The organism is Halomonas maura (assembly GCF_030409305.1).
GTDB lineage: Bacteria > Pseudomonadota > Gammaproteobacteria > Pseudomonadales > Halomonadaceae > Halomonas > Halomonas maura.
Map to the genome: position 1 here is coordinate 177,909 of NZ_JAUFPQ010000012.1, position 24,555 is coordinate 202,463.

Genomic DNA, 24,555 nt, shown 5'->3' on the forward strand with positions numbered 1-24,555 from the left:
GGACGAGCAAGCGGTCAGGTCATCGCATAGCCCAGCACCACGAAGCCCCCGGCGGTCAGCAGGGCGCCGAGCAGCGCATAGGGGAACTGGGTCAGGCCGTGCTGCATCGGCAGGCAGCCGCTGCCCTGGGAGGACAGCACCGAGGAGTCGGAGAAGAAACAGGCGTGGCTGCCGAAGCTCGAGGCGGAGAGCAGCGCCCCCACCACCAGCGGCATCGGCGCGCCCAGGTGCTGGGCCATGGGCACCACGATGGGGATGGAGATCACGAACACGCCCCAGGACGAGCCGGTGGCGAACACCACCACGGCCATGGAGACGAACACCAGGGCGGGCAGCAGGGCCACCGTCAGGTAGGGCGAGAGGGCGTCGATCATGAAGGCCGTCATGCCCAACTGGTCGTTGACCTCGCGCAGCACGAAGCCCACCGCGACGATGGCCAGCGGCAGCATCATGGTGCGAAAGCCGTCCATGATGGCGTCCATCAGGGTGTTGAAGCTGGCCAGCCGCTGGGCCAGGTAGAGCGCCAGGGTGAACAGGGTGGCGACGATCACGCCCTTGAGCAGGTCGATCTCGAACCAGGCGCTGGCGCCGATCAGCACGGCCATGGGGGCCAGGAAGTTGACCACCCCCAGCCAGGGGCGCATGGCCGGGGCGGCGTCGTCGCCGAGCGGCTGGTCCGGGGCGCCGTCGGGAATCGGCTGGCCGGCGCGGGCGCGGGCCTCGGCGGCGCGCATCGGCCCCAGGTCGGGCAGCTTGCCCACGGCGACCAGCAGCACCAGGCCCATGGCCACCCAGCCATAGAGCATGAAGGGGATGGACTGGAGGTACAGCCCCATGCCCGGGCCCTCGGTGGCCGCGTTGGTCTCGAGCAGTTCGGCGAAGTACACCGCCCAGGTGGACAGCGGGACCAGGATGCAGATCGGGGCCGCGGTGGAGTCGACGATATAGGCCAGCTTCTCCCGGGAGACGCCGAAGCGGTCGGTGAGTCGCTTCATGGCCGCCGAGGTCGCCAGGGCGTTGAGGTAGTCGTCGATGAAGATCAGCACGCCCAGGGCGACGGTGCTGAGCAGCGACTGGCGGCGGGTCTTCACCAGCCGCGTCATGAAGTGGCTGAAGCTCAGGGTGCAACCCGATTTCTCGAGCATGGCGATGAAGCCCCCCATCAGGCCGCACACCAGGATCAGCCAGGCGATGGTCTCGTTCATCATCACCGACAGCGAGATGTCGGCGAGTTCACCGACGAAGTCCTCGGGCTGGAGCAGGATCAGCCCGGCGAGCACGCCGACCGCCAGGGCCTCGAGGGTGCGGTGGGTGGCGATGGCCACCACCAGCACGATCAACGACGGCACCAGGCTGATCCAGCCGTAGTCGTTGCCCGGCTGGTGGGTCAGCGTCAGGCCGACGACCGAGCCCAGCACGGCCAGCACCAGCAGCAGGGTGCGGCCCGTGCCGCGGCGGGCCGGCAGCGAGGGGGCGAAGGGGTGGGTAGACTGGCTCATGGGCGACCTCCGTTGTGCGCTGTCGCGGGTCGGGTGGCAAGAGCCGGGGCACGGGGGATTGTGGTTGTCATCTCGTGGCTCCCTTGTGGGCGGATAGTGAACGGGAGGCTCGTCCGGCACGGGGTCTCCGGACGCGCGCCGGCGGGGACGCCGGGGGGCATCGCTGACGCGGGTGGGGGAGGCCGGCGAGCCGGAGGCCGTCTGGCTCAGACCTGGCGCAGGTACCAGTCGTATTCCAGCTTGCTGACCGCCTGCATGGCCTGGTCGCGCTCGGCGCGGCGGTTGGCCAGGAAGACGCGCATGAAGTCCCGGCCGAGGGCCTCGGCGAGGGCCTCGCTGCCTTCCAGCAGGGCCAGCGCCTGGCTCCAGCTGTTGGTCAGGCTGGGCGGCACCTGGTCGTAGGCATTGCCGCTGATCGCCGGGGGCGGCGCGAGCCGGCGCTGCAGGCCGTGGTCGATGGCCGCCAGCAGCGCCGCCATCAGCAGGTAGGGATTGGCATCCGCGCCGGCGACCCGGTGCTCGATGCGCCGGGCCTCGTTGGGGCCGGACGGGATGCGCACCGCCACCGAGCGGTTGTCGTAGCCCCAGGTCGGGGCCATGGGCACGTAGAGCCCCGGCTGGAAGCGGCGGAAGGAGTTGAGGTTGGGCGCGAACAGCGCCATGGAGGCCGGCATCAGCTCCAGCAACCCGGCCACGGCCTGCTTGAGCCGAGGCGTGCCCAGGGGATCCTGGTCCTCGGCCGCGAAGACATTGCGGCCCATCTCGTCGAGCAGGCTGATATGCACATGGGTGCCGTTGCCGGCCTCGTCGCCGTAGGGCTTGGCCATGAAGGTGGCCTCGAAGCCGTGCTGGAGCGCCACGCCCTTGATCAGTCGCTTGAGCAGCACGGCGCTGTCGCAGGCCGCCAGCGCATCATCGCAGTGAATCAGGTTGATCTCGAACTGCCCCGGGGCGCACTCCTTGAGGGCGGTGTCCAGCGGCAGGCGCTGGAGGCGTGCCGCGGCGTGGATGTCCTCGAGGAAATCGGCGTACTCGTCGAGCTCGCTGATCGAGTACAGCTGGCTATGGGTGGCGCGCTCGCCACTGGCCGGCGAGCAGGGGGGCTGGATCATGCCCAGGGCGTCACGCTGGCGGTCGACCAGGTAGAACTCCATCTCCACGGCGACCACCGGTGTCAGGCCCGCCCGCTGGAAGCGCTCCAGCACCCGCGACAGCACCTGGCGCGGGTCGGCGAAGTAGGGGCTCTCGTCGACCTCGACCATGGACATCAGCAGCTGGGCCTGGCGGCCATTGCGCAGCCAGGGGCTCGGCATCAGGGTGCCCGGCACGGGGCGGCAGACCCGGTCGCCGTCGCCACTCGACAGCCCCAGGCCGGTCTCCTCGATGGTGTTGCCGAGGATGTCCAGGGCGAACACCGAGGCCGGCAGGTTGACGCCGTCGCGGCAGGCCTTCTCCAGGTTCTCGCGGGGGATGCGCTTGCCGCGCTGCACGCCGTTGAGGTCGCTGATCAGCAGGTCGATGCTGGCAATGTCGGGGTGACGTTCCAGGAAGTCACGGGCTTCGTCGACGGTGAGGGGCGGCATGATGGCACCTGTTTCCTTGGGGCATTGACGTTGGGGTCATCTTTGGCGCAAGCGATGTGTGTTGTCAAATCTTTTACGTTATTGCCGCGATCCTTCAGGGAGCCTGCGCGGCGCGTCTTCGCATAAACACATAAAAATCAAATAGATGATGCGATTATGCCCCGCGAGAGTGGTTCTCGGGTTGGCAAGATTAATCAACCGCGCTATGTTGAGCAAACCATACCAAGCACGCTGTCACGCGATATCGAGGAGACTGCCATGCAGACCCGACCCCTGGTGGGAGTGATCGCCTGCCGCCGAGAGGTGGAGGGCCATCCCGCCCATATGGTCACCGACAAGTACCTGAGCGCCCTGCGAGAGTATGGCCTCGAGCCGGTGGTGCTGCCGGTCTGGGAAGCGGTCGAAGGGGTGGCCATCAAGCCCCTGCTGGCCCGTCTGGACGGCCTGGTGCTGACCGGCAGCTACACCAATGTGGCGCCGCAGCGTTACGGGGCCGAGCGCGCGCCCGAGAACACCCGGGCCGACCGCGACCGCGATGCCGCGGCCATGGCCTGGGTGCCGGTGGCCCTGGACCTGGGGGTGCCGCTGCTGGGCATCTGCCGGGGCTTCCAGGAGCTCAATGTGGCCTTCGGTGGCAGCCTCTACCAGGCGGTGCAGCACCAGCCGGGCAGGCTCGACCACCGGGAGCCGGCCGGCGACCGGGAGGCCCAGTACGCGCCCTGTCATGACCTGGAGATCCTCCCGGGCGGACGGCTGGCGGCGCTCTACCCCGAGCGCCAGGCCCGGGTGAACTCCCTGCATCAGCAGGGCATCGAGCGGCTCGGCGAGGGCCTCACCGCCGAGGCGGTGGCGCCCGATGGCCTGATCGAGGCCCTCTCGGTCAGCGACGCGCCCGCCTTCACCCTGGCGGTGCAGTGGCACCCCGAATGGCGCCCGCGGGAGCATCCGCTGAATGACGCCCTGTTCACCGCCTTCGCCCAGGCCTGCGCGCAGCATCAGGCCAGCCCCTTGTCCCTGCCGGCCTGAGGGCCCTCGATCCCGGAGAATCATCATGCAGACCCAAGCGTGCCAGGCCCTGGACCGGGCCCATCACCTGCACCCCTTCACCGATTTCAAGGCGCTGGGCGAGGAGGGCAGTCGCGTCATCACCCATGCCCAGGGCGTCTATATCCACGACAGTGACGGCCACCGCATCCTCGACGGCATGGCCGGGCTGTGGTGCGTGAACCTCGGCTACGGGCGCCACGAGCTGGTCGAGGCCGCCCGCGCCCAGCTCGCCGAGCTGCCCTACTACAACACCTTCTTCAAGACCACGCATCCGCCGGCGGCCCGCCTGGCCGAGAAGCTCTGCCAGCTGGCGCCGGCGCACATCAACCACGTGTTCTTCACCGGCTCCGGCTCCGAGGCCAACGATACCGTGCTGCGCATGGTGCGCCGCTACTGGTCCCTCGAGGGCAAGCCCGAGAAGCAGTGGATCATCGGCCGCGAGAACGGCTATCACGGCTCCACCCTGGCCGGCATGAGCCTCGGCGGCATGGCGCCCATGCACGACCAGGGCGGCCCCTGCGTGCCGGGCATCACCCATGTGCGCCAGCCCTACTGGTTCGGTGAAGGGCGGTTCGGCGAGGAGGGCGACCAGTCGCCGGAGGCCTTCGGTCGCGCCTGTGCCGCGGCCCTGGAGGAGAAGATCCTCGCCCTCGGCGAGGACCGGGTGGCGGCCTTTATCGCCGAACCCGTGCAGGGCGCCGGCGGCGCCATCATGCCGCCGGCGAGCTACTGGCCGGCGGTGAAGGAGGTGCTGGCCAGGTACGACATCCTGCTGGTGGCCGACGAGGTGATCTGCGGCTTCGGCCGCCTCGGCGAGTGGTTCGGCAGCCAGCACTTCGGCCTCGAGCCGGACCTGATGCCGATCGCCAAGGGGTTGTCCTCGGGCTACCTGCCCATCGGCGGCGTGCTGGTGGGTGACCGCGTGGCCGAGACGCTGATCGAGGAGGGCGGCGAGTTCTTCCATGGCTTCACCTACTCGGGGCATCCGGCCTGTGCGGCCGTGGCGCTGAGGAACCTGGAACTGCTGGAGGCCGAAGGGATCGTCGAGCGGGTCCGCGACGACCTGGGGCCCTACCTGGCCGAGCGCTGGGCGGCCCTGGGCGACCATCCCCTGGTCGGCGAGGCGCGCTCGCTGGGCCTGATGGGCGCCCTGGAACTGGTCGCCGACAAGGCCACCGGGAAGCGCTTCGACAAGGCCCTCTCGGCCGGCAACCTGTGCCGTGACATCTGCTTCGCCACCGGATTGGTGATGCGCTCGGTGGGCGATACCATGATCATCGCCCCGCCGCTGGTGATCACCCGCGACGAGATCGACGAGCTGGTGCGCCTGGCGCGCCGGGCCCTGGACGAGACCGCCCGTCGCCTGGCCGAGCCACGCCCGCAGGCCCCGTCCGCCGCCCAACCCGAGGAGATTCGCGCATGAGCCGCGCACGCCATCCGACGACCCATGCCGACTGGCAGGCGCTGGCCGAGCGCCTGAGCGTCGAGCAAGGGTTCGAGACCCGCGCCTATATCGACGATGCCTTCGTCGACGCCGAAGGTGGCGCGACCCTGACCACCACCAACCCGGCCACCGGCGAGGCGCTCGCCGAGGTGGCGAGCTGCGACGCCGCCGACGCCGAACGCGCGGTATCGGCCGCGCGGCGCGCCTTCGACGGCGGCGCCTGGTCGCGCCTGGCCCCGGGCAAGCGCAAGGCCGTGCTGCTGCGCCTGGCCGAGCTGATGGCGGCGCACCGGCACGAGCTGGCGCTGCTCGACACCCTGGACATGGGCAAGCCTGTCACCAGCGCCTTGGGCGATATGGCCGGCGCCATCGGCTGCCTGCGCCACCACGCCGAGTCCATCGACAAGCTCTACGGCGAGGTCGCGCCCACCGGCGACGACGCCCTGGGCCTGGTGCTGCGCGAGCCGCTCGGCGTGGTGGCCTCCATCGTGCCGTGGAACTTCCCGCTGATGATGACCGCCTGGAAGATCGCCCCGGCGCTGGCCGCCGGCAACAGCGTGATCCTCAAGCCCTCGGAGAAGTCGCCGCTCTCCGCGCTGCGCCTGGCGAGCCTGGCCCGCGAGGCCGGCCTGCCGCGGGGCGTCTTCCAGGTGCTGCCCGGTTACGGGCACAGCGTGGGCAAGGCCCTGGCGCTGTCGATGGACGTCGACTGCCTGGCCTTCACCGGCTCCACCGCGGTCGGCAAGCAGCTGATGCAGTACGCCGGCCAGTCCAACCTCAAGAAGGTGTTCCTGGAATGCGGCGGCAAGAGCCCCAACCTGGTGTTCGCCGACTGCAAGGACCTCGACCGGGTGGCCGAGCATGCCGCGGCGGCGATCTTCCACAACCAGGGCGAGGTGTGCATCGCCGGTTCGCGGCTGCTGGTCGAGAATTCGATCCGCGAGGCCTTCGTCGAGAAGGTGCTGGCCGCCGCCGAACGCATGCAGCCCGGCGACCCGCTGGACCCGGCCAGTTTCATGGGCGCGATGGTCGACCAGGCCCAGCACGAGCGGGTGCTCGACTATATCCGCCGCGGCGTGGAAGAGGGCGCCCGGCTGAGAACGGGCGGTCGGGCGCTGGACGGCCCGGGGCTGTTTATCCCGCCGACGGTGTTCGATGGCGTCACCGAGGCCATGGCCATCGGCCGCGAGGAGATCTTCGGCCCGGTGCTCTCGGTGTTCGGCTTCGACGGCGAGGACGAGGCCGTGCGGCTGGCCAACGACAGCGACTACGGCCTGGCGGCCGGGCTGTGGAGCCAGGATATCGACCGCATCATGCGCGTCACGCGCCGGCTGCGCTCGGGCCAGGTGTTCGTCAACAACTGGGCGGACATGGACCAGACGGTGCCCTTCGGCGGCGTCAAGCAGTCGGGCAACGGCCGCGACAAGTCCCACCACTCGCTGGAGGAGTACTCCGACCTCAAGAGCGTATGGATGACGCTCGCCCCCTGAGCGTCGCCGCGATCGGGACCGCCCGGCGCGTGTCCGCGTGACCGATGCCCGGCGCCCTTCAGGGCACCGGGCGTCGTTGGGGGCCCGTCAGGCGGCGTCCTCGGCGGCGGCGGGCGGGATATTCAGGTTCACGCGGAACAGGTTGTCCGGGTCATAGCGGCGCTTGACCGCCTGCAGGCGCTCGTAGTTGACGCCGTAGGCGCTGGCGACGCGATCGCCCTCGTCCTCGGTGAGGAAGTTGACGTAGCCACCGCCCGTGGCGAAGGGGGCGAGCGCGCGGAAGACGTCGCGTGCCCAGTCGCGGCAGCGGTCATCCTCGTCGGCTTCCTGCCAGCGGGCGTGCACGTTCATCACGTAGTGGGCGTTGCGGCCGGCATAGGCGGTGGCGGTCGGGTCGACCCGCGACATGGCGCCCCCCAGCTGGGCCAGGAAGATCTCGCACTCCGGGCTCGGCAGCATCTCGGCCGCGGTGATGGCCTGCTCCAGGGCCTCGTCGGTGAGGTCGGCAAAGTCATGGGACTTCCAGTAGTTGCGGGCCCCCGGGGCGAGCAGGGGGTCGAAGGCCGCCTGGAAGCCGGCATACGGCTGGCTGCCCAGCATCTGGCCGACCGGTTCGCCGAACCTCAGCAGCGGGGCCACGTCGCGCTCGGCGTTGGCCGGATCGCCGCAATGCAACAGGGCGAACACCACCACGCGGTGTCCATGCACGGCCTCGGGGAGGAAGGGCAGGGGCGGCGCGTCGCGCAGGATCGCCCAGACGCTGAGTTCATCCGGCGCCTGGTGGGTGAAGTCGCGCCAGGCGTGCAGCACCTGGCGGGCCTGGTCATAGGGGTAGACCACCAGTCCGGCATGCACCTCCGGGCCCACCGGGTGAAGGCGGAACTCGAAGGACGTCACCACCCCGAAGTTGCCGCCGCCGCCGCGCAGGGCCCAGAACAGCTCGGGTTCGTCCTCGGCCGAGACGCGGTGCCGCTGCCCGTCGGCGGTGATCACATCGGCCGAGAGCAGGTTATCGGCGGTCATGCCGTACTTGCGGGTCAGCCAGCCGAAGCCGCCGCCCAGGGCGAGGCCGGCCACGCCGGTGGTGGAGTTGACGCCCAGGGGGGTCGCCAGGCCGAAGGCCTGGGTCTCGGCATCGACATCGCCGAGCAGGGCGCCCGGCGCCACCCGGGCGGTGCCTTGCCGGGGATCCACATGGACCGAGCGCATGGCCGAGAGGTCGATCACCAGGCCGCCCTCGGCGATGGCGTTGCCGGCGATATGGTGGCCGCCGCCCCGCACGCTCAACCACATGCGCCGGGCGCGGGCGAAGTCGATGGCCTGGACGATGTCCTGATTGCCCTGGCAGCAGGCGATCAATGCCGGGTGACGATCGACCATGCCGTTCCAGACGTGTCGCAGCGACGGGTAATCCTCGTCGGCCGGGGTGATCAGGCGCCCCCTGAGGCGGGCCGCGAAGTCGTCGACGTCCTCGGTCGGCAGGGCGGCCTGGTCGCCATCCAGGGTGCGATAGGTGAGCGCTGTCATGGTGCTTTCCCTCATCTGCATGGGGACCACCGGAGTGGCGCGGCCCCGCCGGGATCCCGCTGGGTCGTTGCGATGCTCCTGCTGATCAGTCTGGATGGTCGCGGCCGGCGCAGTGGCTCAAATTCCCTAGGGGGAAAGTAGCGATGCGGGTGTGATGACGGCGTGCTCGGCGGGCGTCGGGGGCCACCAGCGGAAGGCGGGTCGGGCGATGAGGGAGCCGGGGCGCGGCGGGCCCCGGCGAGGGGCGGGGGGAGGGGTCAGCGGGTGGTCTCGCGGCGCTTGCTGACCGAGGCGCCGGCGACGCCGAAGTCCTGGGGGGCGATGTCGGCCAGCACGACCCGCACGCTCTCCGGGGTGCAGTCCACGGCCTCCACGCAGGCGGCGGTCACCTTCTCGATCAGGGCTTCCTTCTGGGCGTCGCTGCGCCCCTCGATCAGCTGGATGTTCACGATCGGCATGCCGGTCTCCATGATGTGGAAATATTTTCTGAAATGATTCCAGGCAGGACGGCCGTTGTCAACGGCCGGCAGGTCGCTGGTTCTTGTACCACAGCGAGGCGGTTATTGTGCGCAGCTGGCCTGGCCGGCACCGCAGAGACCGGATGCTGCGCTGGCGGAAACGCGATCCCGCCAAGCGCCTGCAGCGGGACTACGAGCGCAGGCTGGAACAGGCCATGGTGGCCGCCCGCAACGGGGACATGCGCGCCAACGCCTCACTGACCGAGGAGGCAGAGGCCCTGCGGGAAGCCATCGACCGGCAGAAGGGGGCCTGAGCCGGCCGCGGGGGCGGGGTGGCCACCGGGCCGGCGGCGGCCCGCCGACCCGATGACGCCCGGTCAGTCGCGCCCGGGGCCGCCGCCGTTGCCGCCGGGCCCACCGTTACCGCCGCCGGGGCCACCGCCATTGCCACCGCCCCCGGCGCCCGCGTCCCGGCCGCCGGTCCCGGGGCCACCGACATCGCTGTCCCCCAGGCTGTCGCCTGTCTCGGCCGCCGTCCGGGCCTCGTCGCGCCGGCCGTCGCTGGCGCTGTCGCTGACCGCGGCGCCATCGACGCCGCCGTTCTCGACCGCCTGCTGGGCGGTGCCGAGGCCGAAGGTGGCGGCCTCGGGGGCGCTCTCCCTCACGCCCTCCAGGGTGATCGAGGGTTCGCTCTCTTCGACGACGATGACGTCGGGATCATCGAGGTCGACAGCATCGACCGGGTCGTCATCCGGCTCCTCCGCGTCGTCGATCACGACGACATCGACGTCGTGCGGGTCGTCCACCGGGTCCTGCGCCAGGGCGGCCGGCGCCAGCAGGGCCAGCATCAGGGCCAGCAGGACGCGTTGGGGCATATCCATGGGCTGCCTCCTGGTGATGATCGACAGGATGTCACGGGGCGCCCGCCCCCGGGCGGGAGCGGCGGCCGCCATGGCTTCAGCATGGGCGCCGGGATGACATCCGGCAACGTGTCCGCCGGGGGCGACCGCCGGCGTCGCCTGGTGTCGGGGAAAGGCGCGGGGCGGGGCAGCGACGGGGCGGGCGCGTCTCAGAAGGTCCTGGCCGGGGTGGCGCAGCTGACCAGCCGGCAGGCGGCCTCGCCGACGTTGCGGAAGCGGTGGGGCACGTTGGTGTCGAAGTAGTAGGCCTCGCCGGCACCGAGCACGCGGGTCTCGGCGCCGATGGTGATCTCGATCTCGCCCTCCAGCACCACGCCGGCCTCCTCGCCCTGGTGAGCGATCATCTCGCGGCCGGTGTCGGCGCCGGCGGGATAGGTCTCGATCATGAAGTTCAGGGCACGGCTGCCGCGGTTGCCGCCGACCAGCTTGTAGATGACGTCCCCGGTGCCCACGTCGGCCAGCTCGTCGGCCGAGTAGAACACCTGGTCGCGGCTCTCCAGGTCCATGGTGAAGAAGTCGCCGACGCTCATGGGGATGGCATCGAGGATCTTCTTCAGCGAGCTGACGGAGGGGGAGACCTTGCCCTGCTCGATCAGCGACAGGCTGGAGTGGGTCACCCCGCAGCGCTTGGCCAGCTCGCGCTGGGAAATGCCTCTCAGGTTACGCAGGGCACGCAGCCGCGCGCCGACATCGTCTGCCATGGGTCGTCCTCTGAAATCCACGGGGGTAAGGCCACTGTCGTTGCTGTATCGCTAAAAGATGGCCGGTGGCGGGACTCGGAGGAGGCGCTGTGAACCCTTCCCTGGGCGCTACCGGCGCCCTGCTGCGCTCTCGCATCCTGCTTCGCTTGCAGGGCCTGGGTTGGCCATCCGTGGCCAACCCGTTCGGCGGGAAGAACATCCACCGGATGTGCTTCTTTCTCCGCCTCACCCCTGGCGCAGGACCTCCTCCTCGCCCCGTCCCCGGCATCATGATCGACAGCGATGCCACACTACTCAGCACAGGGCGTCGAGCTTTTCCTTGAGCAGGGCGTTGACCTGCTGGGGATTCGCGGTGCCCCGCGAGGCCTTCATCACCTGGCCGACGAAGTAACCGATCATCTTGCCGCGCTTGTCGGGCTCGGCGTCGCGATACTGGGCCACCTGGGCGGGGCTGTCGGCGATGACCTGGTCGATCATCGCCTCGATGGCGCCGGTGTCGGTGACCTGCTTGAGGCCCTTGGCCTCGATGATGGCATCGGCGGAGTCGCCCTCGTGATGCCACAGCGCCTGGAAGACCTGCTTGGCCGCCTTGCCGTTGATGGTCTCGTCCTTGACCCGGGCGACCAGCTCGCCCAGCTGGGCGGCCGAGACGGGGCTGTCGTCGATGGCCAGTCCCTCCCGGTTGAGGGCGCCGGAGAGCTCGCCCTGGACCCAGTTGGCGGCCAGCTTGGCATCGCCGCAGACCTCCTTGACCGCCTCGAAGTACTCGGCCATGGCGCGGCTCGCCGAGAGCACCCCGGCGTCGTAGGCGGACAGCCCCAGCTCGCCCTCGAAGCGGGCGCGCTTCTCGGCGGGCAGCTCCGGCAGGTTGTCGCGCAGGTGATCGACGTAGGCCTGGTCGAGCACCACCGGCAGCAGGTCGGGGCAGGGGAAGTAGCGGTAGTCGTTGGCCTCCTCCTTGGTGCGCATGCTGCGGGTCTCGTCGGCCTCGGGGTCGTAGAGGCGGGTCTCCTGGACCACCTCGCCGCCATCCTCGATCAGCTCGATCTGGCGCTCGACCTCGAAGGCGATGGCGCGCTCGACGAAGCGGAAGGAGTTGACGTTCTTGATCTCGGCGCGGGTGCCGAAGGCCTCCTGGCCGGCGGGGCGTACCGAGACGTTGACGTCGCAGCGCATCGAGCCCTCGGCCATGTTGCCGTCGCTGATGCCCAGGTAGGTCACGATCGAGTGGATCGCCTTGAGGTAGGCCGCCGCCTCCTTGGCGCTACGCATGTCCGGCTCGGAGACGATCTCCAGCAGCGGCGTGCCGGCGCGGTTGAGGTCGATGCCGGTCATGCCGTGGAAGTCCTCGTGGAGCGACTTGCCGGCGTCCTCCTCCAGGTGGGCGTGGTGCACGCGGATGCGCTTGGTGCTGCCGTCCTCCAGGGTGATCTCCACCTCGCCGGGCCCGACGATGGGCTGGTACATCTGGCTGGTCTGGTAGCCCTTGGGCAGGTCCGGGTAGAAGTAGTTCTTGCGATCGAAGACCGAGACCTCGGGAATCTCGGCGTGGATGCCCAGGCCGAACTGCACGGCCATGGCCACCGCGGCCTCGTTGAGCACCGGCAGCACCCCGGGCAGCCCCAGGTCCACGGCGCAGGCCTGGGTGTTGGGCTCGGCGCCGAAGGCGGTGGAGGCGCCGGAGAAGATCTTGGAACGGGTGGCGAGCTGGACGTGGACCTCCAGGCCGATCACGGTTTCCCATTGCATCAGGCGGTCTCCTCGGCGAGGGCGGGACGGCGCAGGTGCCAGTCGGTGGCCTGCTGGAACTGGTGGGCGACGTTGAGCAGCTGCGCCTCGGCGAAGTGGGTGCCGAGGATCTGCAGGCCCACCGGGCGGCCGCCGGCGAAGCCGGCCGGCACGCTGATGCCGGGGATGCCGGCCAGGTTGACGGCGATGGTGTAGATGTCCTGCAGGTACATCGACACCGGATCCTTGTTGGCGCCCAGGTCGAAGGCCGGGGTCGGCGAGGCCGGGCCCATCAGCACGTCGACCTCCTCGAAGGCGTCGAGGAAGTCCTGGCGGATCAGCCGGCGGACCTTCTGGGCCTGCTTGTAGTAGGCATCGAAGAAGCCCTCGGAGAGGGTATGGGTACCGATCAGGATACGCCGCTTGACCTCCTCGCCGAAGCCCTCGGCGCGGCTGCGCTTGTAGAGGTCGATGAGGTCGGCGGGCGCCTCGCAGCGATGGCCGAAGCGCACGCCATCGAAGCGCGACAGGTTGGAGGAGGCCTCGGCCGGGGCGATCACGTAGTAGGCCGGGATGGCGTAGTGGGTATGCGGCAGGCTGACCTCGCGGACCGTGGCGCCCAGCGACTCGTAGACCCTGATCGCCTCGCGCACCGCGCCTTCCACCTCGGGGGACAGGCCGTCGCCGAAGTATTCCCGGGGCAGGCCGATCTTGAGCCCGGACAGCGGCGCGTCGAGACCCTCGCTGTAGTCCGGGACGCCGCGGGCCACCGAGGTGGAGTCGCGCAGGTCGTGGCCGGCGATGGCGCCGAGCAGCTGGGCGCAGTCCGCGGCCGAGCGGGCCATGGGCCCCGCCTGGTCGAGGCTCGAGGCGTAGGCGATCATGCCGTAGCGGGACACCCGGCCGTAGGTGGGCTTGAGGCCGGTGATGCCGCAGAAGGCGGCGGGCTGGCGGATCGAGCCGCCGGTGTCGGTGCCCATGGCCGCCGGCACCAGGCCCGCGGCCACCGCGGCGGCGCTGCCGCCGGAGGAGCCGCCGGGCACCGCGGCGAGGTCCCAGGGGTTCTTCACCGGGCCATAGAAGCTGTTCTCGTTGGACGAGCCCATGGCGAACTCGTCCATGTTGGTCTTGCCGAGGCTGACGGCGCCGGCGGCGGCGAGCCTCTCCACCACGCTGGCGTCATAGGGGGCGGTGAAGGTGTCGAGCATCCGCGAGCCGCAGCTGGTCTTCACCCCGCGGGTACAGAAGATGTCCTTCAGGGCCAGCGGCAGGCCGGTGAGCGGGCCGGCCTCGCCCCTGGCGCGGGCCGCATCGGCGGCATCGGCGGCCGCGAGGGCCTGCTCGCCGGTGACGGTGATGAAGCTGTTGAGCGACCCGTCGAGGCGCTCGATGCGTGCCAGCAGGCTCTGGGTGAGCTCGCGGCTGGAGAACTCGCCGGCGGCCAGGCCGGCGGCGAGCTCGGTCAGTGTCTTGTCGTGCATGGGCCCGTGGCTCCGTGAAGACTTGCCGTTGTCGTGGGAGGGCGAGGCGGTCATTCGACGACCCGCGGCACCAGATAGAGGCCGTTTTCCACCGCCGGCGCGCAGCGCTGGAAGGTGTCGCGCTGGTCGGTCTCGGTGACCTCGTCGGCGCGCAGGCGCTGGGTGGCGTCGAGCGGGTGGGCCAGCGGGGCGACGCCCTCGGTGTCGAGCCCCTGCAACTGGTCGACCATCTCCAGGATGCGCCCCAGATCGTCGAGGTAGTGGGCGGCCTCACTCTCGTCCAGGCCGAGTCGGGCCAGGTGGGCGGCCCTGAGAACGTCTGCGTGTTCAAGCGCCATGATCGGGTGTCCTCGAAGGGGTGGGGAAAAGACCGCAAAAGGTACCACATTCGCGCCTGCGCTGGCAGGTCCGTTGCATCCGGCCGAGGGGCGTTTCGCTTGCCGCTCATGGGGTGCAGTGATACCGTTTGCCCCCGCACAGGGTTCCCGGTCTGCACTAGGTAACGACTTCATGTTCAAACGTTTGAGGGGGCTGTTCTCCAGCGATCTGTCGATCGACCTGGGGACCGCCAATACGCTGATCTACGTCCGCGGGCGCGGTATCGTGCTCGACGAACCATCGGTCGTGGCGATCCGCCAGTCCGGCAACATGCGCAGCGTGGCGGCCGTGGGCGCCGACGCCAAGCGCATGCTGGGACGCACGCCCGGCAACATCACCGCCATCCGGCCGATGAAGGACGGTGTCATCGCCGACTTCACCGTTACCGAGCAGATGCTCCAGTACTTCATCCGCAAGGTCCATCAGAGCACCTTCCTGACACCCAGCCCACGGGTCCTGGTGTGCGTGCCCTGCATGTCGACCCAGGTGGAGCGCCGGGCCATCAAGGAGTCGGCCGAGGGCGCCGGCGCCCGCGAGGTGTTCCTGATCGAGGAGCCCATGGCGGCGGCCATCGGCGCCGGGCTGCCGGTCGAGGAAGCCCAGGGCTCCATGGTCGTCGACATCGGCGGCGGCACCAGCGAGATCGCCATCATCTCGCTCAACGGCGTGGTCTACTCGGAATCCATCCGCGTCGGCGGCGACCGCTTCGACGAGGCGATCATCGCCTACGTGCGCCGCCATTACGGCAGCCTGATCGGCGAATCCACCGCCGAGCGCATCAAGGAAGAGATCGGCTGCGCCTACCCCGGCGGCGAGCTGCGCGAGATCGACGTGCGCGGCCGCAACCTCGCCGAGGGCATCCCGCGCAGCTTCACCCTGAACTCCCACGAGATCCTCGATGCCCTGCAGGAGACCCTGGGCTCCATCGTCGCCGCGGTGAAGAGCGCCCTGGAACAGTCGCCCCCCGAGCTGGCCTCCGACATCGCCGAGCGCGGCCTGGTGCTGACCGGCGGCGGGGCCCTGCTGCGCGACCTGGACAAGCTGATCGCCGAGGAGACCGGCCTGCCGGTGGTGGTCGCCGAGGACCCGCTGACCTGCGTGGCCCGCGGCGGCGGCAAGGCCCTGGAGATGATCGACCAGCATACCTTCGAGCTGCTCTCCAGCGACTAGGGGAAACCCTGAATCATTGCGGCGTTCGATGACTCATCGGGGATAAGGACGTGCGCAGGTTCGTCGGGAACGAGCCTGGCCATCCTGGCCGTCGGCGAGCGGACTAGGCGTCCTCGCCACGCGTCGCTCGCGACATCAATCGGAGCTCCCCTGGAGCGCTCGGAACCCTGTTATGGCGGGCGATGCCCCGCGAGGGCTGTGCCGTCAGGCGATTCGGCAGGACGCCGGGCGCGGCAAGGAGATTAGGGAGAGGACGCTATCAAGCCGCTGTTCTCGCACGGATCGGTGCCGGGCTATCGCATGCTGCTGTGTGCGGTCCTCGCCGCTGCACTGATGTTTGTCGACCTGCGCTTCACGCGCATGGAGCCCGTGCGGGCCCAGCTCTCCACCCTGGTGGCGCCGATCCAGTGGGCCGTCAGCCTGCCCAGCGACGTGCTCAACTGGGGCGCCCTGGCGCTGTCCGACCAGCGGGCGCTGGTGGAGGAGAACCGGCGCCTGCGGGAGCAGATCCTGACCCTGTCGCACCGGGTGCAGCGCATGGCCAGTCTCACCGCCGAGAATGTCCGCCTGCGCGAACTGCTGGACGCCACCCGGGAGCACGATATTCCCTTCATCACCGCCGAGCTGCTGTCGCTGGACCCTGATCCCTTCACCCATCGCATGGTGATCGATCGCGGTCGCCGCGACGGCGTCTTCGTCGGCCAGCCGGTCATGGATGCCGCAGGGCTGCTGGGGCAGGTCACGGCCGTGTCGGCCTATTCCAGCCGGGTGCTGCTGGTGGCCGATGCCAGCCATGCGCTGCCGATCCAGGTCAATCGCAACGGCCTGCGCTTCATCATCCAGGGCACCGGCCGCTACGAGGCCCTGAGGGTGCTGCATGTCCCCGACACCGCCGATATCCGCGAGGGGGACCTGCTGGTGACCTCGGGGCTGGCGGGACGTTTCCCGTCCGGCTACCCGGTCGCCCGGGTCACCCAGGTGGTGCACGATCCCGGCGAGCCCTTCGCCCGGGTCGATGCGCGTCCCGTGGCCCAGCTGCAGCGCTCGCGCCATTTCCTGCTGCTGTTTCCCCCGGAGCCCCCCGAGGCCCCCGGACGGGGCGGCTGGACCGTGCGGCTCGATCCCGTCGCCATCCGCGGCGCGCTGGAGGCCGCCGGTCCCCTCGAGGAGGAGCCCTGATGGCCACCCCGTCTTCCGCCAGCCTGCCGTGGATCTGGTTGACGCTGCTGCTGGCCCTGTGCCTGCAGGTGATGCCCCTGGCCGACGGCTGGCAGATCTGGCGGCCCGACTGGCTGGGCCTGATGCTGATCTACTGGTGCATGCAGGCGCCCCACAAGGTCGGCGTCTTCCATGGCTTCGTGCTGGGCATCCTGCTCGACCTGATCGAGGGGGCGCCACTGGGCCAGAACGCCTTGCTGCTGTCGCTGCTGGCCTTCCTCTGTGCGCTGGTCTATCCCCGCTTCCGGGCCTACTCCCTGCTCCAGCAGGCGGTGCTGATCCTGGTACTGCTGGGCACGGTACAGCTCGTCGAGCAATGGCTGCGGACCCTGCTCGGGCCGTTCTCGATCCACCTTTCCTTCCTCTTGCCCTCGCTGATCGGGGCGGTGCTCTGGCCCTGGCTGACCACGCTGTTCCGGGTCTTCCGTCGCCGCGCCGATGGCGACTGACCCCGGAGACGCCATGCCCGCCGCTTCCCCGCTGATCTGTCTGGCCTCGGCCTCGCCGAGGCGTCGCGAGCTGCTGGCCTCCATCGACGTGCCCGTCGAGGTGCGCCCGGTGGACATCGACGAGACGCCGCGGCCCGGTGAGGCCGCCGAGGCCTACGTGCTGCGCCTGGCCGAGGAGAAGGCCCGGGCGGGCGCCGCCCTGGGTGCCTTGCCGACCCTGGGGGCCGATACCGCGGTGGTGTGTGACGCGAGGATCCTCGGCAAGCCCCGGGACCGCGACCATGCCGCCGCCATGCTGCGCGCGCTGTCGGGCCATTGCCACCAGGTGCTGACCGCCGTGGCGGTGACCGGCCCGGCGGGGCTGCTTTCGACCCGCGTGGTCTCGCGGGTGACGATGGGCGAGATTGCCGAGGAGGAGATCGCCGCCTACTGGGCCACCGGCGAGCCCGCCGACAAGGCCGGCGGCTATGCCATCCAGGGGCGCGGTGCGGTGTTCGTTGCGCGCCTGGAGGGCAGTCACTCGGCGGTGGTGGGGCTGCCGCTGTACGAGACGGCCGCGCTGCTGTCGCGCCAGGGCGTGCCGCTATGGAACCGGTCGCGGCCGGCGCCGGCTATGTCATAATGGCCCGAGTTTCCTCTGGACAAGGATTTCCGCATGAGCGGTGAAGTACTCATCAACCTGACGCCGATGGAGACCCGCGTCGCCGTGGTGGAGAACGGCGTGCTGCAGGAGGCCTTCATCGAGCGGGCGCGTCGTCGGGGCATCGTCGGCAACATCTACAAGGGCCGGGTCGTGCGCGTGCTGCCGGGGATGCAGGCCGCCTTCGTCGATATCGGCCTCGACCGCGCCGCCTTCATCCATGCCCATGAGGTGATGCCGCCGGGCACCCCCGCCGACGAACAGGTCTCCATCGCCCAACTGCTCCACGAGGGCCAGGCCCTGGTGGTCCAGGTCACCAAGGACCCGATCGGCTCCAAGGGCGCCCGGCTGACCACCCACCTGTCGGTGCCGTCCCGCTACCTGGTCTACATGCCCGACTCGCCCCACCATGGCGTCTCCCAGCGCATCGAGGACGACGGCGAGCGAGAGCGGCTGCGGGCGCTGGTCGAGGCGGCCACCGAGGAACAGAGCCTCGAGGTCAGCGGGGGCTTCATCGTGCGCACCGCCGCCGAGGGGGTCAGCCTCGAGGAGCTCGCCGGCGACATGCACTTCCTGCTGCGGCTGTGGCGCAAGGTCAGCGAGCGCAAGGTCACCGCCTCGGCCCCCAGCGCCATCTACGACGACCTGCCGCTGTTCATGCGCACCCTGCGCGACGTGATGCGTGACGACATCGAGAAGGTGCGCATCGATTCCCGGGAGAACCACGTCAAGCTGCTGGAGTTCGCCGAGGAGTTCATGCCCACGGCGGTGGAGCGCATCGAGCACTACGCCGGCGAGCGCCCGATCTTCGACCTGTTCAGTGTCGAGGACGAGATCCAGAAGGCGCTGGGCCGCAAGGTGCAGCTCAAGTCGGGAGGCTACCTGGTCATCGATCCCACCGAGGCGATGACCACCATCGACGTCAACACCGGCGGCTACGTGGGACACCGCAACCTCGAGGAGACGATCTTCAAGACCAACCTCGAGGCCGCCACCGCCATCGCCCGCCAGCTGCGGCTGCGCAACCTGGGCGGCATCATCATCATCGACTTCATCGACATGGAGGACCCGGAGCACCAGCGCCAGGTGCTGCGGGTGCTCGAGAAGTCGCTGGAGCGCGACCACGCCAAGACCAAGTGCACCGGCGTCACCGAGCTCGGCCTGGTCCAGGTGACCCGCAAGCGCACCCGGGAGAGCCTGGAGCAGACGCTCTGCGAGGCCTGCCCCTGCTGCCATGGCCGCGGCACGCTCAAGACCCCCGAGTCGGTGTGCTACGAGATCTTCCGCGAGATCCTGCGCGAGGAGCGCGCCTACAGCGCCGAGACCTATACGGTGCTGGCCTCGCAGTCGGTGGTCGACCGACTGCTCGACGAGGAGTCGGCGGCCGTGGCGGACCTGGAGGAGTTCATCGGCAAGACCATCCGCTTCCAGGTGGAGTCCCACTATTCCCAGGAGCAGTACGACATCGTGCTGATGTGAGCCATGTCGCCGACCCGTCTGGTCATTCGCTGGTCGCTGACGCTGCTGGCCCTGCTACTGACGCTGGCGGCGATGCTGGTGATCGTGGCGCAGCTGCTGCTCGGCCAGGCCGATCGTCTGACGCCGCGTCTCGAGGCGCTGCTCGCCAGCCGCTTCGAGGCGGCGGTCTCTCTGGGCGGCATCGAGGGCGGCATGGCCGGCCTCGATCCGCGGCTCGAGGTGGCCGACCTGGCCTTCAAGGCCCGGCCGGGGCTGCGTGACGAGCCGCTGCTGGAGATCGAGACCGCTCGCCTGCGCCTGGACACCGCGGCGAGCCTGCGCCAGGGCATGCCGGTGGTGGCGGATGCGCGCCTCGCCGGGATCACCCTGCACCTCTACCAGGCCGCGGACCGGAGCTGGCAGTGGCCGGCACCCGCCGAGCTGCCCCCCGAACTGATCCCCGAGAGCGAGTTCGATCTCTCGCGCCTGGACTTCTGGGTCGGCGTGCTGCTGCGCCAGCGTGCCTGGGTCGAGGATGTCCGAGTGGTACTGCATGGCCGCCAGGGCGAGGCGGTCCTCGAGGCGCCCCGCCTGCTGATGGTCGGCGACGAGCGCAGCGCCCACCTGGAAGGCGAGGTCCGCCGCCGAGACCGCCCGGAGCAGGCCTTCCAGGTGGCAATGGAAGTGGTGCCGGGGGAGCAGGGGCTGGATGACTTCGGCGCCGCCCTGCAGGCCGACATGCCGTTGTCGAGCCTGATCGGGCTGTCCGAGCTGCTGGGCTACGATGACCTGCTGAGCGTCGACGAGGCCGAGGGCGAGGCGCGACTCTGGGGGCGCTGGACCCGCGGCCGTCTCGCCGACGTGCGCCTGGACATCGAGGCGCCGCGCCTGGCCCTCAACCAGCGCACGCCACCCGCCGAGGGCGCCGCCGGTTCCGGTGTCGTGCTCAAGGAGGCGGTGCTCAAGGGCCAGTGGCTGCGTGGCGAGGGCGGTGATGACTGGCAGGCCTGGTTCGAGGGGGATGCCCGTAATGCCACCGGCAGCGTCGACCCGGCGTCCGGTCCCCCCGTGCCCCGCTACTGGCACCTGCAGAGCCGGCCGGACGGCTGGTGGCTCAACGCCAGTGGCTTCGACCTGGGCGCGCTGGCCGCCTGGCGGGAGCGCCTGCCGCTGCCCGAGGGGCTCTCGCGCACCGTGGCCAGCCTGGCCCCCCGGGGGCGGGTCTCGGCGCTGGGCCTGGGCCGGCGCGACGGCCAGTGGCAGGCCCGGGTCAGCGCCACCGAGGTCGCCGTCTCGCCCTGGCAGCAGGCCCCGGGGGGCGGTCCCCTGGACATCTGGCTGGAGGCCGACGGCACCCGCGGTCGGGTGCGCTTCGTCGACAGCGGCGGCGCCGAGCTGGCGTTCCCCGAGATCTTCTCCGCGCCGCTGGCCCTGGACCACGCCAGCGGGCGGGTCGACTGGGTGTATGACGGGCCGCGCAGCTTCGTCAGCGGACGGCAGCTGGCGATTGGCTGGCAGGGCGCCGAGGTCGAGGGCGGCTTCGGCCTGTCCGTCGGCGGGCCGGGGCGCGGGGGCTTCGGCCTGCAACTGGACTTCCGCGACGTGGACGCCGTGTCGCGGCCGCTGACGGACTGGCTGCCCATGCCACTGCTGCGTGAACGGGTCGACCCCGAGCTCGCCGAGTGGCTCGCCGGGGGGCTGGCCGGCCGGGTGCCGGAGGGGGCGCTGCGGCTGCACGTCCCGGTGTCCCGCGAGTCCCGCAACGCGACCACGCCGATCGACCCGACGCTGGGCCTGGCCCTCGAGGTGCGCGACGGTCACTTGCCCTACGCCCCCGGCTGGCCGGCCGTGGATGGCGTCGAGGGGCGTCTCGAACTCGAGGGGGAACGTCTCACCGCCCGGGTGGCCCGCGCCGAGAGCCTGGGGGTCCAGGCCCGGGATGCCGTGGTGCGGATGGTCGACGAGACCCTCGAGGTCACCTCCCCGCTGAGCGCCGACGTCCCGGCGTTGACCCGCTATCTCGCCGCCATGCCCGTCGACAACACCTCGTTGGCCGCCGACTGGCAGGGCGACGGCCGGGTAGAGGGACGCCTCGCCCTGTCCCTGCCATTGGCCGACCCCGAGGCCCTGTCGCTGGACATCAGCGGCGAGGCGACGCTGCCGCGCCTGGTGCATTCGCCCACCGGCCTGGTCATCGAATCCCTGGCGGGTCCCCTGGCCTGGCACCAGCAGGGCGAGGCCGGCGTCCTGGAGGGACGGCTCGACGGACGCCTGCTGGGCGGGCCCGTCGAGGCCGACATCGACACCGGCGGCGAGGGCATCGCGATGTCCGGGACCGCCGCCGTCGAGGCGCTGCTCGACCAGGGGGCCCCGAAGGGGGCGAACCAGATCGTCTCCGGCCGGCTGCCCTGGCAGGCGCGCCTGGCGTTCGGCGAGGGGCCGCCCAGGCTGACGCTGGAGAGCGCCCTCCAGGGCACCGCCATCGACCTGCCGGCCCCGCTCGGCAAGGCGGCCGAGGAGATTCGGCCGCTGCGGCTGTCCGCCGAGCTGGGCGAGACGCTGCACGTCTCCGGCCGCCTCGGCGCGCGGCTCGGGCTGCGCTGGCGGGACCGGGGCGGCGGCCAGGGCCAGGTGTGGCTGGGCGGGGGCGGGCCCACGGCCTGGCCGGCCGAGCCCGGCTGGTCGGTGCAGGCCTACCTGCCGCGGCTGGCCCCCGGCGACTGGGCGCGGCGGCTGTCGCCCCTGGCCGGCGATCTCGGGGCGCCGGGCGGCGGCCAGGGCCTGGCCCGGCTGACCCTGGACACCGACTGCCTGAGCGTCCACGACCGCTGTCTCGGCTCGCTGATCGTCGACGGCCGCCCCGTATCCGGGGGCTGGGACCTGGCCCTCGATGGCACCCTGCTGGCCGGCCGGGTCGTCTACCGCGAGGACCAGGCCTTGCCGCTGGACGTGTCTCTGAGCAGCCTGTCGCTGGAGGGCTGGTTGCCCGGCGAGGCCGGGGGCGGCGGCGAGCTCTTCGACGAACTCGACGCGGCGCCGGACCCGGTGCCCATGCCGGACTGGCTCGGTGAGCTGCCCGCGGGGCGCCTGCGGGTGGCCGACATCCACTGGCGGGCCCGGCGGCTCGGCCCCGTTACCGCCTACTGGCGGGCTACCCCCGAGCAGCTGGTGGTGGATCCGGTCGGCCTGACCCTGGGAGAGATCTCGGCTCACGGCAACCTGACCTGGGAGGCCACCGGGCCCGAGGCCAGCCTGACCCGGGCACGGCTGTCGCTGGACGGTCGCGACCTGGGCTCGGCCCTGGAGGCCCTGGGCCAGCCGGTGGCGGTGCGCAGCAGCGAGACGCGAGTCGACAGCCAGCTGGCCTGGCCCGGCGCCCCCTGGCAATTCGCCCTGGCCCGGTCCCGGGGCAACATCGGGGTCGAGCTGCGCGACGGCCGCTTCGTCAACCTCGAGTCCCCCTCCGCCCGGGTGGTCGGCCTGCTCAACGTCGACAACCTGCTGCGCCGGCTGACCCTGGACTTTTCCGACATCACCGGCCGGGGCACCGCCTTCGATCGTGTCAGCGGCGCGGCGACCCTGTATGGTGGCGTGCTGGAGACCCGGGGGCCGGTGATCATCGACGGACCGGCGACCCGTTTCACCCTGCAGGGCAACGTCGACCTGGCCCGTCGGGAACTCGATCAGCGGCTCGGCGTCACAGTCCCGGTGAGCAACAACCTGCCACTGGCAGCGGTGATCGCCGGCGCCCCCGTGGTGGGCGGCGCGCTGTTCATCGCCGACAAGATCTTCGGCGATGCCATCGATCGCGTGACCCGAATTCACTATCGCGTGCAGGGGCCCTGGACCTCGCCGCGCATCTCTCTGGAAAGTGCCGAATGACATCACAGACCCACTCCCTGCTCGACCAGGCCACCGAGGTGCTGCTCGCCCCCGGTGGCCTCGACCTCGCGGCCATGGAGGCCGGCCTCGGCCATGCCCTGGGGCCCGGCATCGACTACGCCGATCTCTACTTCCAGCGCAGCTGGCACGAGGGCTGGGTGCTGGAGGACGGCGAGGTCAAGGAGGCCAGCTACAATATCGACGGTGGCGTCGGGGTGCGGGCCATGGCCGGCGAGAAGACCGGCTTCGCCTACTCCAACCAGATCACCGCCGATGCCCTGGCCGAGACCGGGCGCACCGCCGCCGGCATCGTCAGGAGTGGCGCCCGGCTGGCGGCGGCCCCGCAGGTGCTGGCCGCGCCGGCGGGCCGCTATGCCGGCATCGACCCGCTGTCGGGGCTGTCCGCCGATGACAAGATCGCCATGCTCAAGCTCGCCGACCGGGTGGCCCGCGCGGCGGACCCGGCGGTGAGCCAGGTCAGCGCCTCCCTGACCGGGGTCTACGAGGTGGTGCTGGTGCGCGCCAGCGACGGCACCCTGGCCGCGGACATCCGCCCGCTGGTGCGTCTCAACGTCAGCGTCATCGCGGTCCGCGACGGTCGTCGGGAGCGCGGCAGCGCCGGTGGCGGCGGTCGCTATGCCATGGCGCGCCTGCGCGACGAGAATGTCGCCGAGCGCTATGCCCGGGAGGCGGTACGCCAGGCCCTGGTCAACCTCGACGCCGTGGATGCCCCCGCCGGCCAGATGCCGGTGGTGCTGGGCGCCGGCTGGCCGGGCATCCTGCTCCACGAGGCCGTCGGCCACGGCCTGGAAGGGGACTTCAACCGCAAGGGCAGCTCGGCCTTCGCCGGTCGCATGGGCCAGCGCGTGGCCGCTCCCGGCGTCACCGTGGTCGACGACGCGACCCTCGCCGACCGTCGCGGCTCGATGACCATCGACGACGAGGGCACGCCGGGGCAGGACACGACCCTGATCGAGGACGGCATCCTCACCGGCTACATGCAGGACAAGCTCAATGCCCGGCTGATGGGCATGGCGCCCACCGGCAACGCCCGTCGCGAGTCCTTCGCCCATCTGCCCATGCCACGCATGACCAACACCTACATGCGGGCCGGCAACGACGACCCCGCCGATATCATCAAGAGCGTCTCGCGGGGGCTCTATGCGGTCAGCTTCGGCGGCGGCCAGGTGGACATCACCTCGGGCAAGTTCGTGTTCTCGGCGAGCGAGGCCTACCTGATCGAGGACGGCCGGATCACCGCGCCGGTGAAGGGCGCGACCCTGATCGGCAACGGTCCCGAGGCCATGGGGCGGGTCTCGATGATCGGCCACGACCTGGAGCTGGACACCGGGATCGGCGTGTGCGGCAAGGAAGGCCAGGGCGTGCCGGTGGGCGTGGGCCAGCCGACGCTGAAGCTGGACGAACTGACCGTGGGCGGCACCCAGTCATAAAGCTCGAAGCTGGAAGAGCGCCGCTTCGCGG

The 24,555-nt window shown here is 70.7% G+C and carries 20 protein-coding genes; 11 read left to right on the forward strand and 9 right to left on the reverse strand.

The annotated features are described in order from the left end of the window. Positions 1–14 precede the first annotated feature (14 nt). Complete coding sequence (locus QWY76_RS06255; protein WP_290310248.1) at positions 15–1,499, reverse strand: Na+/H+ antiporter NhaC family protein; 1,485 nt, start codon at positions 1,497–1,499, stop codon at positions 15–17. Between the two features lie 206 nt (positions 1,500–1,705). Next, entirely contained in the window at positions 1,706–3,082 is a 1,377-nt protein-coding gene (locus tag QWY76_RS06260; protein ID WP_290310249.1) for a glutamine synthetase family protein, read from the reverse strand. Positions 3,083–3,340: 258 nt separating this feature from the next. Here QWY76_RS06260 and QWY76_RS06265 point away from each other — a divergent pair, with 258 nt between their 5' ends. The 3 genes from QWY76_RS06265 to QWY76_RS06275 are packed head-to-tail and all read left to right on the forward strand — an operon-like array spanning position 3,341 to position 7,063. Continuing rightward, positions 3,341–4,108: a gamma-glutamyl-gamma-aminobutyrate hydrolase family protein gene (locus QWY76_RS06265; RefSeq protein ID WP_290310251.1), complete on the forward strand. Its 768-nt coding sequence runs from the start codon at positions 3,341–3,343 to the stop codon at positions 4,106–4,108. 25 nt (positions 4,109–4,133) lie between these two features. Beyond that, complete coding sequence (locus QWY76_RS06270) at positions 4,134–5,552, forward strand: aspartate aminotransferase family protein (RefSeq protein ID WP_290310252.1); 1,419 nt, start codon at positions 4,134–4,136, stop codon at positions 5,550–5,552. Beyond that, a complete protein-coding gene (locus tag QWY76_RS06275; RefSeq protein WP_290310253.1) occupies positions 5,549–7,063 on the forward strand; it encodes an aldehyde dehydrogenase in 1,515 nt (504 codons plus the stop codon). The genes QWY76_RS06270 and QWY76_RS06275 overlap by 4 nt, the downstream gene beginning before the upstream one ends. 87 nt (positions 7,064–7,150) lie before the next feature. On the opposite strand, the gene QWY76_RS06280 is transcribed toward QWY76_RS06275, so the two are convergent. Beyond that, on the reverse strand, positions 7,151–8,590 hold the full coding sequence (locus tag QWY76_RS06280; protein ID WP_290310254.1) for an FAD-binding oxidoreductase: 1,440 nt from the start codon (positions 8,588–8,590) through the stop codon (positions 7,151–7,153). Between the two features lie 257 nt (positions 8,591–8,847). Beyond that, positions 8,848–9,048 carry a 2-hydroxymuconate tautomerase gene (gene thmT / locus QWY76_RS06285; RefSeq protein WP_290310255.1) on the reverse strand — a complete coding sequence of 67 codons (201 nt, stop codon included), beginning with the start codon at positions 9,046–9,048 and terminating at the stop codon, positions 8,848–8,850. 143 nt (positions 9,049–9,191) lie between these two features. Between thmT and QWY76_RS06290 the strand changes: the two genes are divergently transcribed. Beyond that, a complete protein-coding gene (locus QWY76_RS06290; RefSeq protein WP_290310256.1) occupies positions 9,192–9,362 on the forward strand; it encodes a DUF6435 family protein in 171 nt (56 codons plus the stop codon). Positions 9,363–9,425: 63 nt separating this feature from the next. Here QWY76_RS06290 and QWY76_RS06295 read toward each other — a convergent pair whose 3' ends face one another. From QWY76_RS06295 to gatC, 5 genes are all read right to left on the reverse strand, one after another. Beyond that, positions 9,426–9,929, reverse strand: coding sequence for a hypothetical protein (locus QWY76_RS06295; protein WP_290310257.1), 504 nt, complete (start codon positions 9,927–9,929; stop codon positions 9,426–9,428). A 188-nt stretch (positions 9,930–10,117) separates the two neighbouring features. Then, on the reverse strand, positions 10,118–10,669 hold the full coding sequence (locus QWY76_RS06300) for a cupin domain-containing protein (protein WP_290310258.1): 552 nt from the start codon (positions 10,667–10,669) through the stop codon (positions 10,118–10,120). 294 nt (positions 10,670–10,963) lie between these two features. Then, the gene (gene gatB, locus QWY76_RS06305) at positions 10,964–12,418 is read right to left on the reverse strand and encodes an Asp-tRNA(Asn)/Glu-tRNA(Gln) amidotransferase subunit GatB (RefSeq protein ID WP_290310259.1); all 1,455 of its coding nucleotides are present in this window, start codon (positions 12,416–12,418) and stop codon (positions 10,964–10,966) included. Then, the gene (gene gatA, locus QWY76_RS06310; protein WP_290310260.1) at positions 12,418–13,878 is read right to left on the reverse strand and encodes an Asp-tRNA(Asn)/Glu-tRNA(Gln) amidotransferase subunit GatA; all 1,461 of its coding nucleotides are present in this window, start codon (positions 13,876–13,878) and stop codon (positions 12,418–12,420) included. The genes gatB and gatA overlap by 1 nt, the downstream gene beginning before the upstream one ends. 50 nt (positions 13,879–13,928) lie before the next feature. After that, positions 13,929–14,216, reverse strand: a complete 288-nt coding sequence (gene gatC, locus QWY76_RS06315; protein ID WP_126481628.1) for an Asp-tRNA(Asn)/Glu-tRNA(Gln) amidotransferase subunit GatC — start codon at positions 14,214–14,216, stop codon at positions 13,929–13,931. Positions 14,217–14,388: 172 nt separating this feature from the next. Here gatC and QWY76_RS06320 point away from each other — a divergent pair, with 172 nt between their 5' ends. The 7 genes from QWY76_RS06320 (at position 14,389) to tldD (ending at position 24,524) form a co-directional block, all read left to right on the forward strand. After that, positions 14,389–15,426 (forward strand): rod shape-determining protein, encoded by a 1,038-nt coding sequence (locus QWY76_RS06320; protein ID WP_016854442.1) that lies wholly within the window; start codon positions 14,389–14,391, stop codon positions 15,424–15,426. Positions 15,427–15,726: 300 nt separating this feature from the next. Further along, positions 15,727–16,605 carry a rod shape-determining protein MreC gene (gene mreC / locus QWY76_RS06325; RefSeq protein ID WP_290310261.1) on the forward strand — a complete coding sequence of 293 codons (879 nt, stop codon included), beginning with the start codon at positions 15,727–15,729 and terminating at the stop codon, positions 16,603–16,605. Further along, positions 16,605–17,093 (forward strand): rod shape-determining protein MreD, encoded by a 489-nt coding sequence (gene mreD / locus QWY76_RS06330; protein ID WP_290310262.1) that lies wholly within the window; start codon positions 16,605–16,607, stop codon positions 17,091–17,093. Before mreC ends, mreD begins: the two co-directional genes overlap by 1 nt. A gap of 13 nt (positions 17,094–17,106) precedes the next feature. Beyond that, entirely contained in the window at positions 17,107–17,715 is a 609-nt protein-coding gene (locus QWY76_RS06335) for a Maf family protein (protein WP_290310263.1), read from the forward strand. A gap of 33 nt (positions 17,716–17,748) precedes the next feature. Further along, complete coding sequence (gene rng, locus QWY76_RS06340; RefSeq protein ID WP_290310264.1) at positions 17,749–19,212, forward strand: ribonuclease G; 1,464 nt, start codon at positions 17,749–17,751, stop codon at positions 19,210–19,212. A gap of 3 nt (positions 19,213–19,215) precedes the next feature. Beyond that, positions 19,216–23,073 carry a YhdP family phospholipid transporter gene (locus tag QWY76_RS06345; RefSeq protein ID WP_290310266.1) on the forward strand — a complete coding sequence of 1,286 codons (3,858 nt, stop codon included), beginning with the start codon at positions 19,216–19,218 and terminating at the stop codon, positions 23,071–23,073. Then, on the forward strand, positions 23,070–24,524 hold the full coding sequence (gene tldD / locus QWY76_RS06350) for a metalloprotease TldD (protein ID WP_290310267.1): 1,455 nt from the start codon (positions 23,070–23,072) through the stop codon (positions 24,522–24,524). Before QWY76_RS06345 ends, tldD begins: the two co-directional genes overlap by 4 nt. The last annotated feature ends 31 nt before the right edge of the window (positions 24,525–24,555 follow it).

Excerpts from the sequence above, each read along its gene's own strand:
- QWY76_RS06255 (WP_290310248.1), bottom strand. The coding sequence starts at position 1,499 with ATGAGCCAGTCTACCCACCCCTTCGCCCCCTCGCTGCCGGCCCGCCGC.
- QWY76_RS06260 (WP_290310249.1), bottom strand. The coding sequence starts at position 3,082 with ATGCCGCCCCTCACCGTCGACGAAGCCCGTGACTTCCTGGAACGTCAC.
- QWY76_RS06265 (WP_290310251.1), top strand. The coding sequence starts at position 3,341 with ATGCAGACCCGACCCCTGGTGGGAGTGATCGCCTGCCGCCGAGAGGTG.
- QWY76_RS06270 (WP_290310252.1), top strand. The coding sequence starts at position 4,134 with ATGCAGACCCAAGCGTGCCAGGCCCTGGACCGGGCCCATCACCTGCAC.
- QWY76_RS06275 (WP_290310253.1), top strand. The coding sequence starts at position 5,549 with ATGAGCCGCGCACGCCATCCGACGACCCATGCCGACTGGCAGGCGCTG.
- QWY76_RS06280 (WP_290310254.1), bottom strand. The coding sequence starts at position 8,590 with ATGACAGCGCTCACCTATCGCACCCTGGATGGCGACCAGGCCGCCCTG.
- thmT (WP_290310255.1), bottom strand. The coding sequence starts at position 9,048 with ATGCCGATCGTGAACATCCAGCTGATCGAGGGGCGCAGCGACGCCCAG.
- QWY76_RS06290 (WP_290310256.1), top strand. The coding sequence starts at position 9,192 with ATGCTGCGCTGGCGGAAACGCGATCCCGCCAAGCGCCTGCAGCGGGAC.
- QWY76_RS06295 (WP_290310257.1), bottom strand. The coding sequence starts at position 9,929 with ATGGATATGCCCCAACGCGTCCTGCTGGCCCTGATGCTGGCCCTGCTG.
- QWY76_RS06300 (WP_290310258.1), bottom strand. The coding sequence starts at position 10,669 with ATGGCAGACGATGTCGGCGCGCGGCTGCGTGCCCTGCGTAACCTGAGA.
- gatB (WP_290310259.1), bottom strand. The coding sequence starts at position 12,418 with ATGCAATGGGAAACCGTGATCGGCCTGGAGGTCCACGTCCAGCTCGCC.
- gatA (WP_290310260.1), bottom strand. The coding sequence starts at position 13,878 with ATGCACGACAAGACACTGACCGAGCTCGCCGCCGGCCTGGCCGCCGGC.
- gatC (WP_126481628.1), bottom strand. The coding sequence starts at position 14,216 with ATGGCGCTTGAACACGCAGACGTTCTCAGGGCCGCCCACCTGGCCCGA.
- QWY76_RS06320 (WP_016854442.1), top strand. The coding sequence starts at position 14,389 with ATGTTCAAACGTTTGAGGGGGCTGTTCTCCAGCGATCTGTCGATCGAC.
- mreC (WP_290310261.1), top strand. The coding sequence starts at position 15,727 with ATGCTGCTGTGTGCGGTCCTCGCCGCTGCACTGATGTTTGTCGACCTG.
- mreD (WP_290310262.1), top strand. The coding sequence starts at position 16,605 with ATGGCCACCCCGTCTTCCGCCAGCCTGCCGTGGATCTGGTTGACGCTG.
- QWY76_RS06335 (WP_290310263.1), top strand. The coding sequence starts at position 17,107 with ATGCCCGCCGCTTCCCCGCTGATCTGTCTGGCCTCGGCCTCGCCGAGG.
- rng (WP_290310264.1), top strand. The coding sequence starts at position 17,749 with ATGAGCGGTGAAGTACTCATCAACCTGACGCCGATGGAGACCCGCGTC.
- QWY76_RS06345 (WP_290310266.1), top strand. The coding sequence starts at position 19,216 with ATGTCGCCGACCCGTCTGGTCATTCGCTGGTCGCTGACGCTGCTGGCC.
- tldD (WP_290310267.1), top strand. The coding sequence starts at position 23,070 with ATGACATCACAGACCCACTCCCTGCTCGACCAGGCCACCGAGGTGCTG.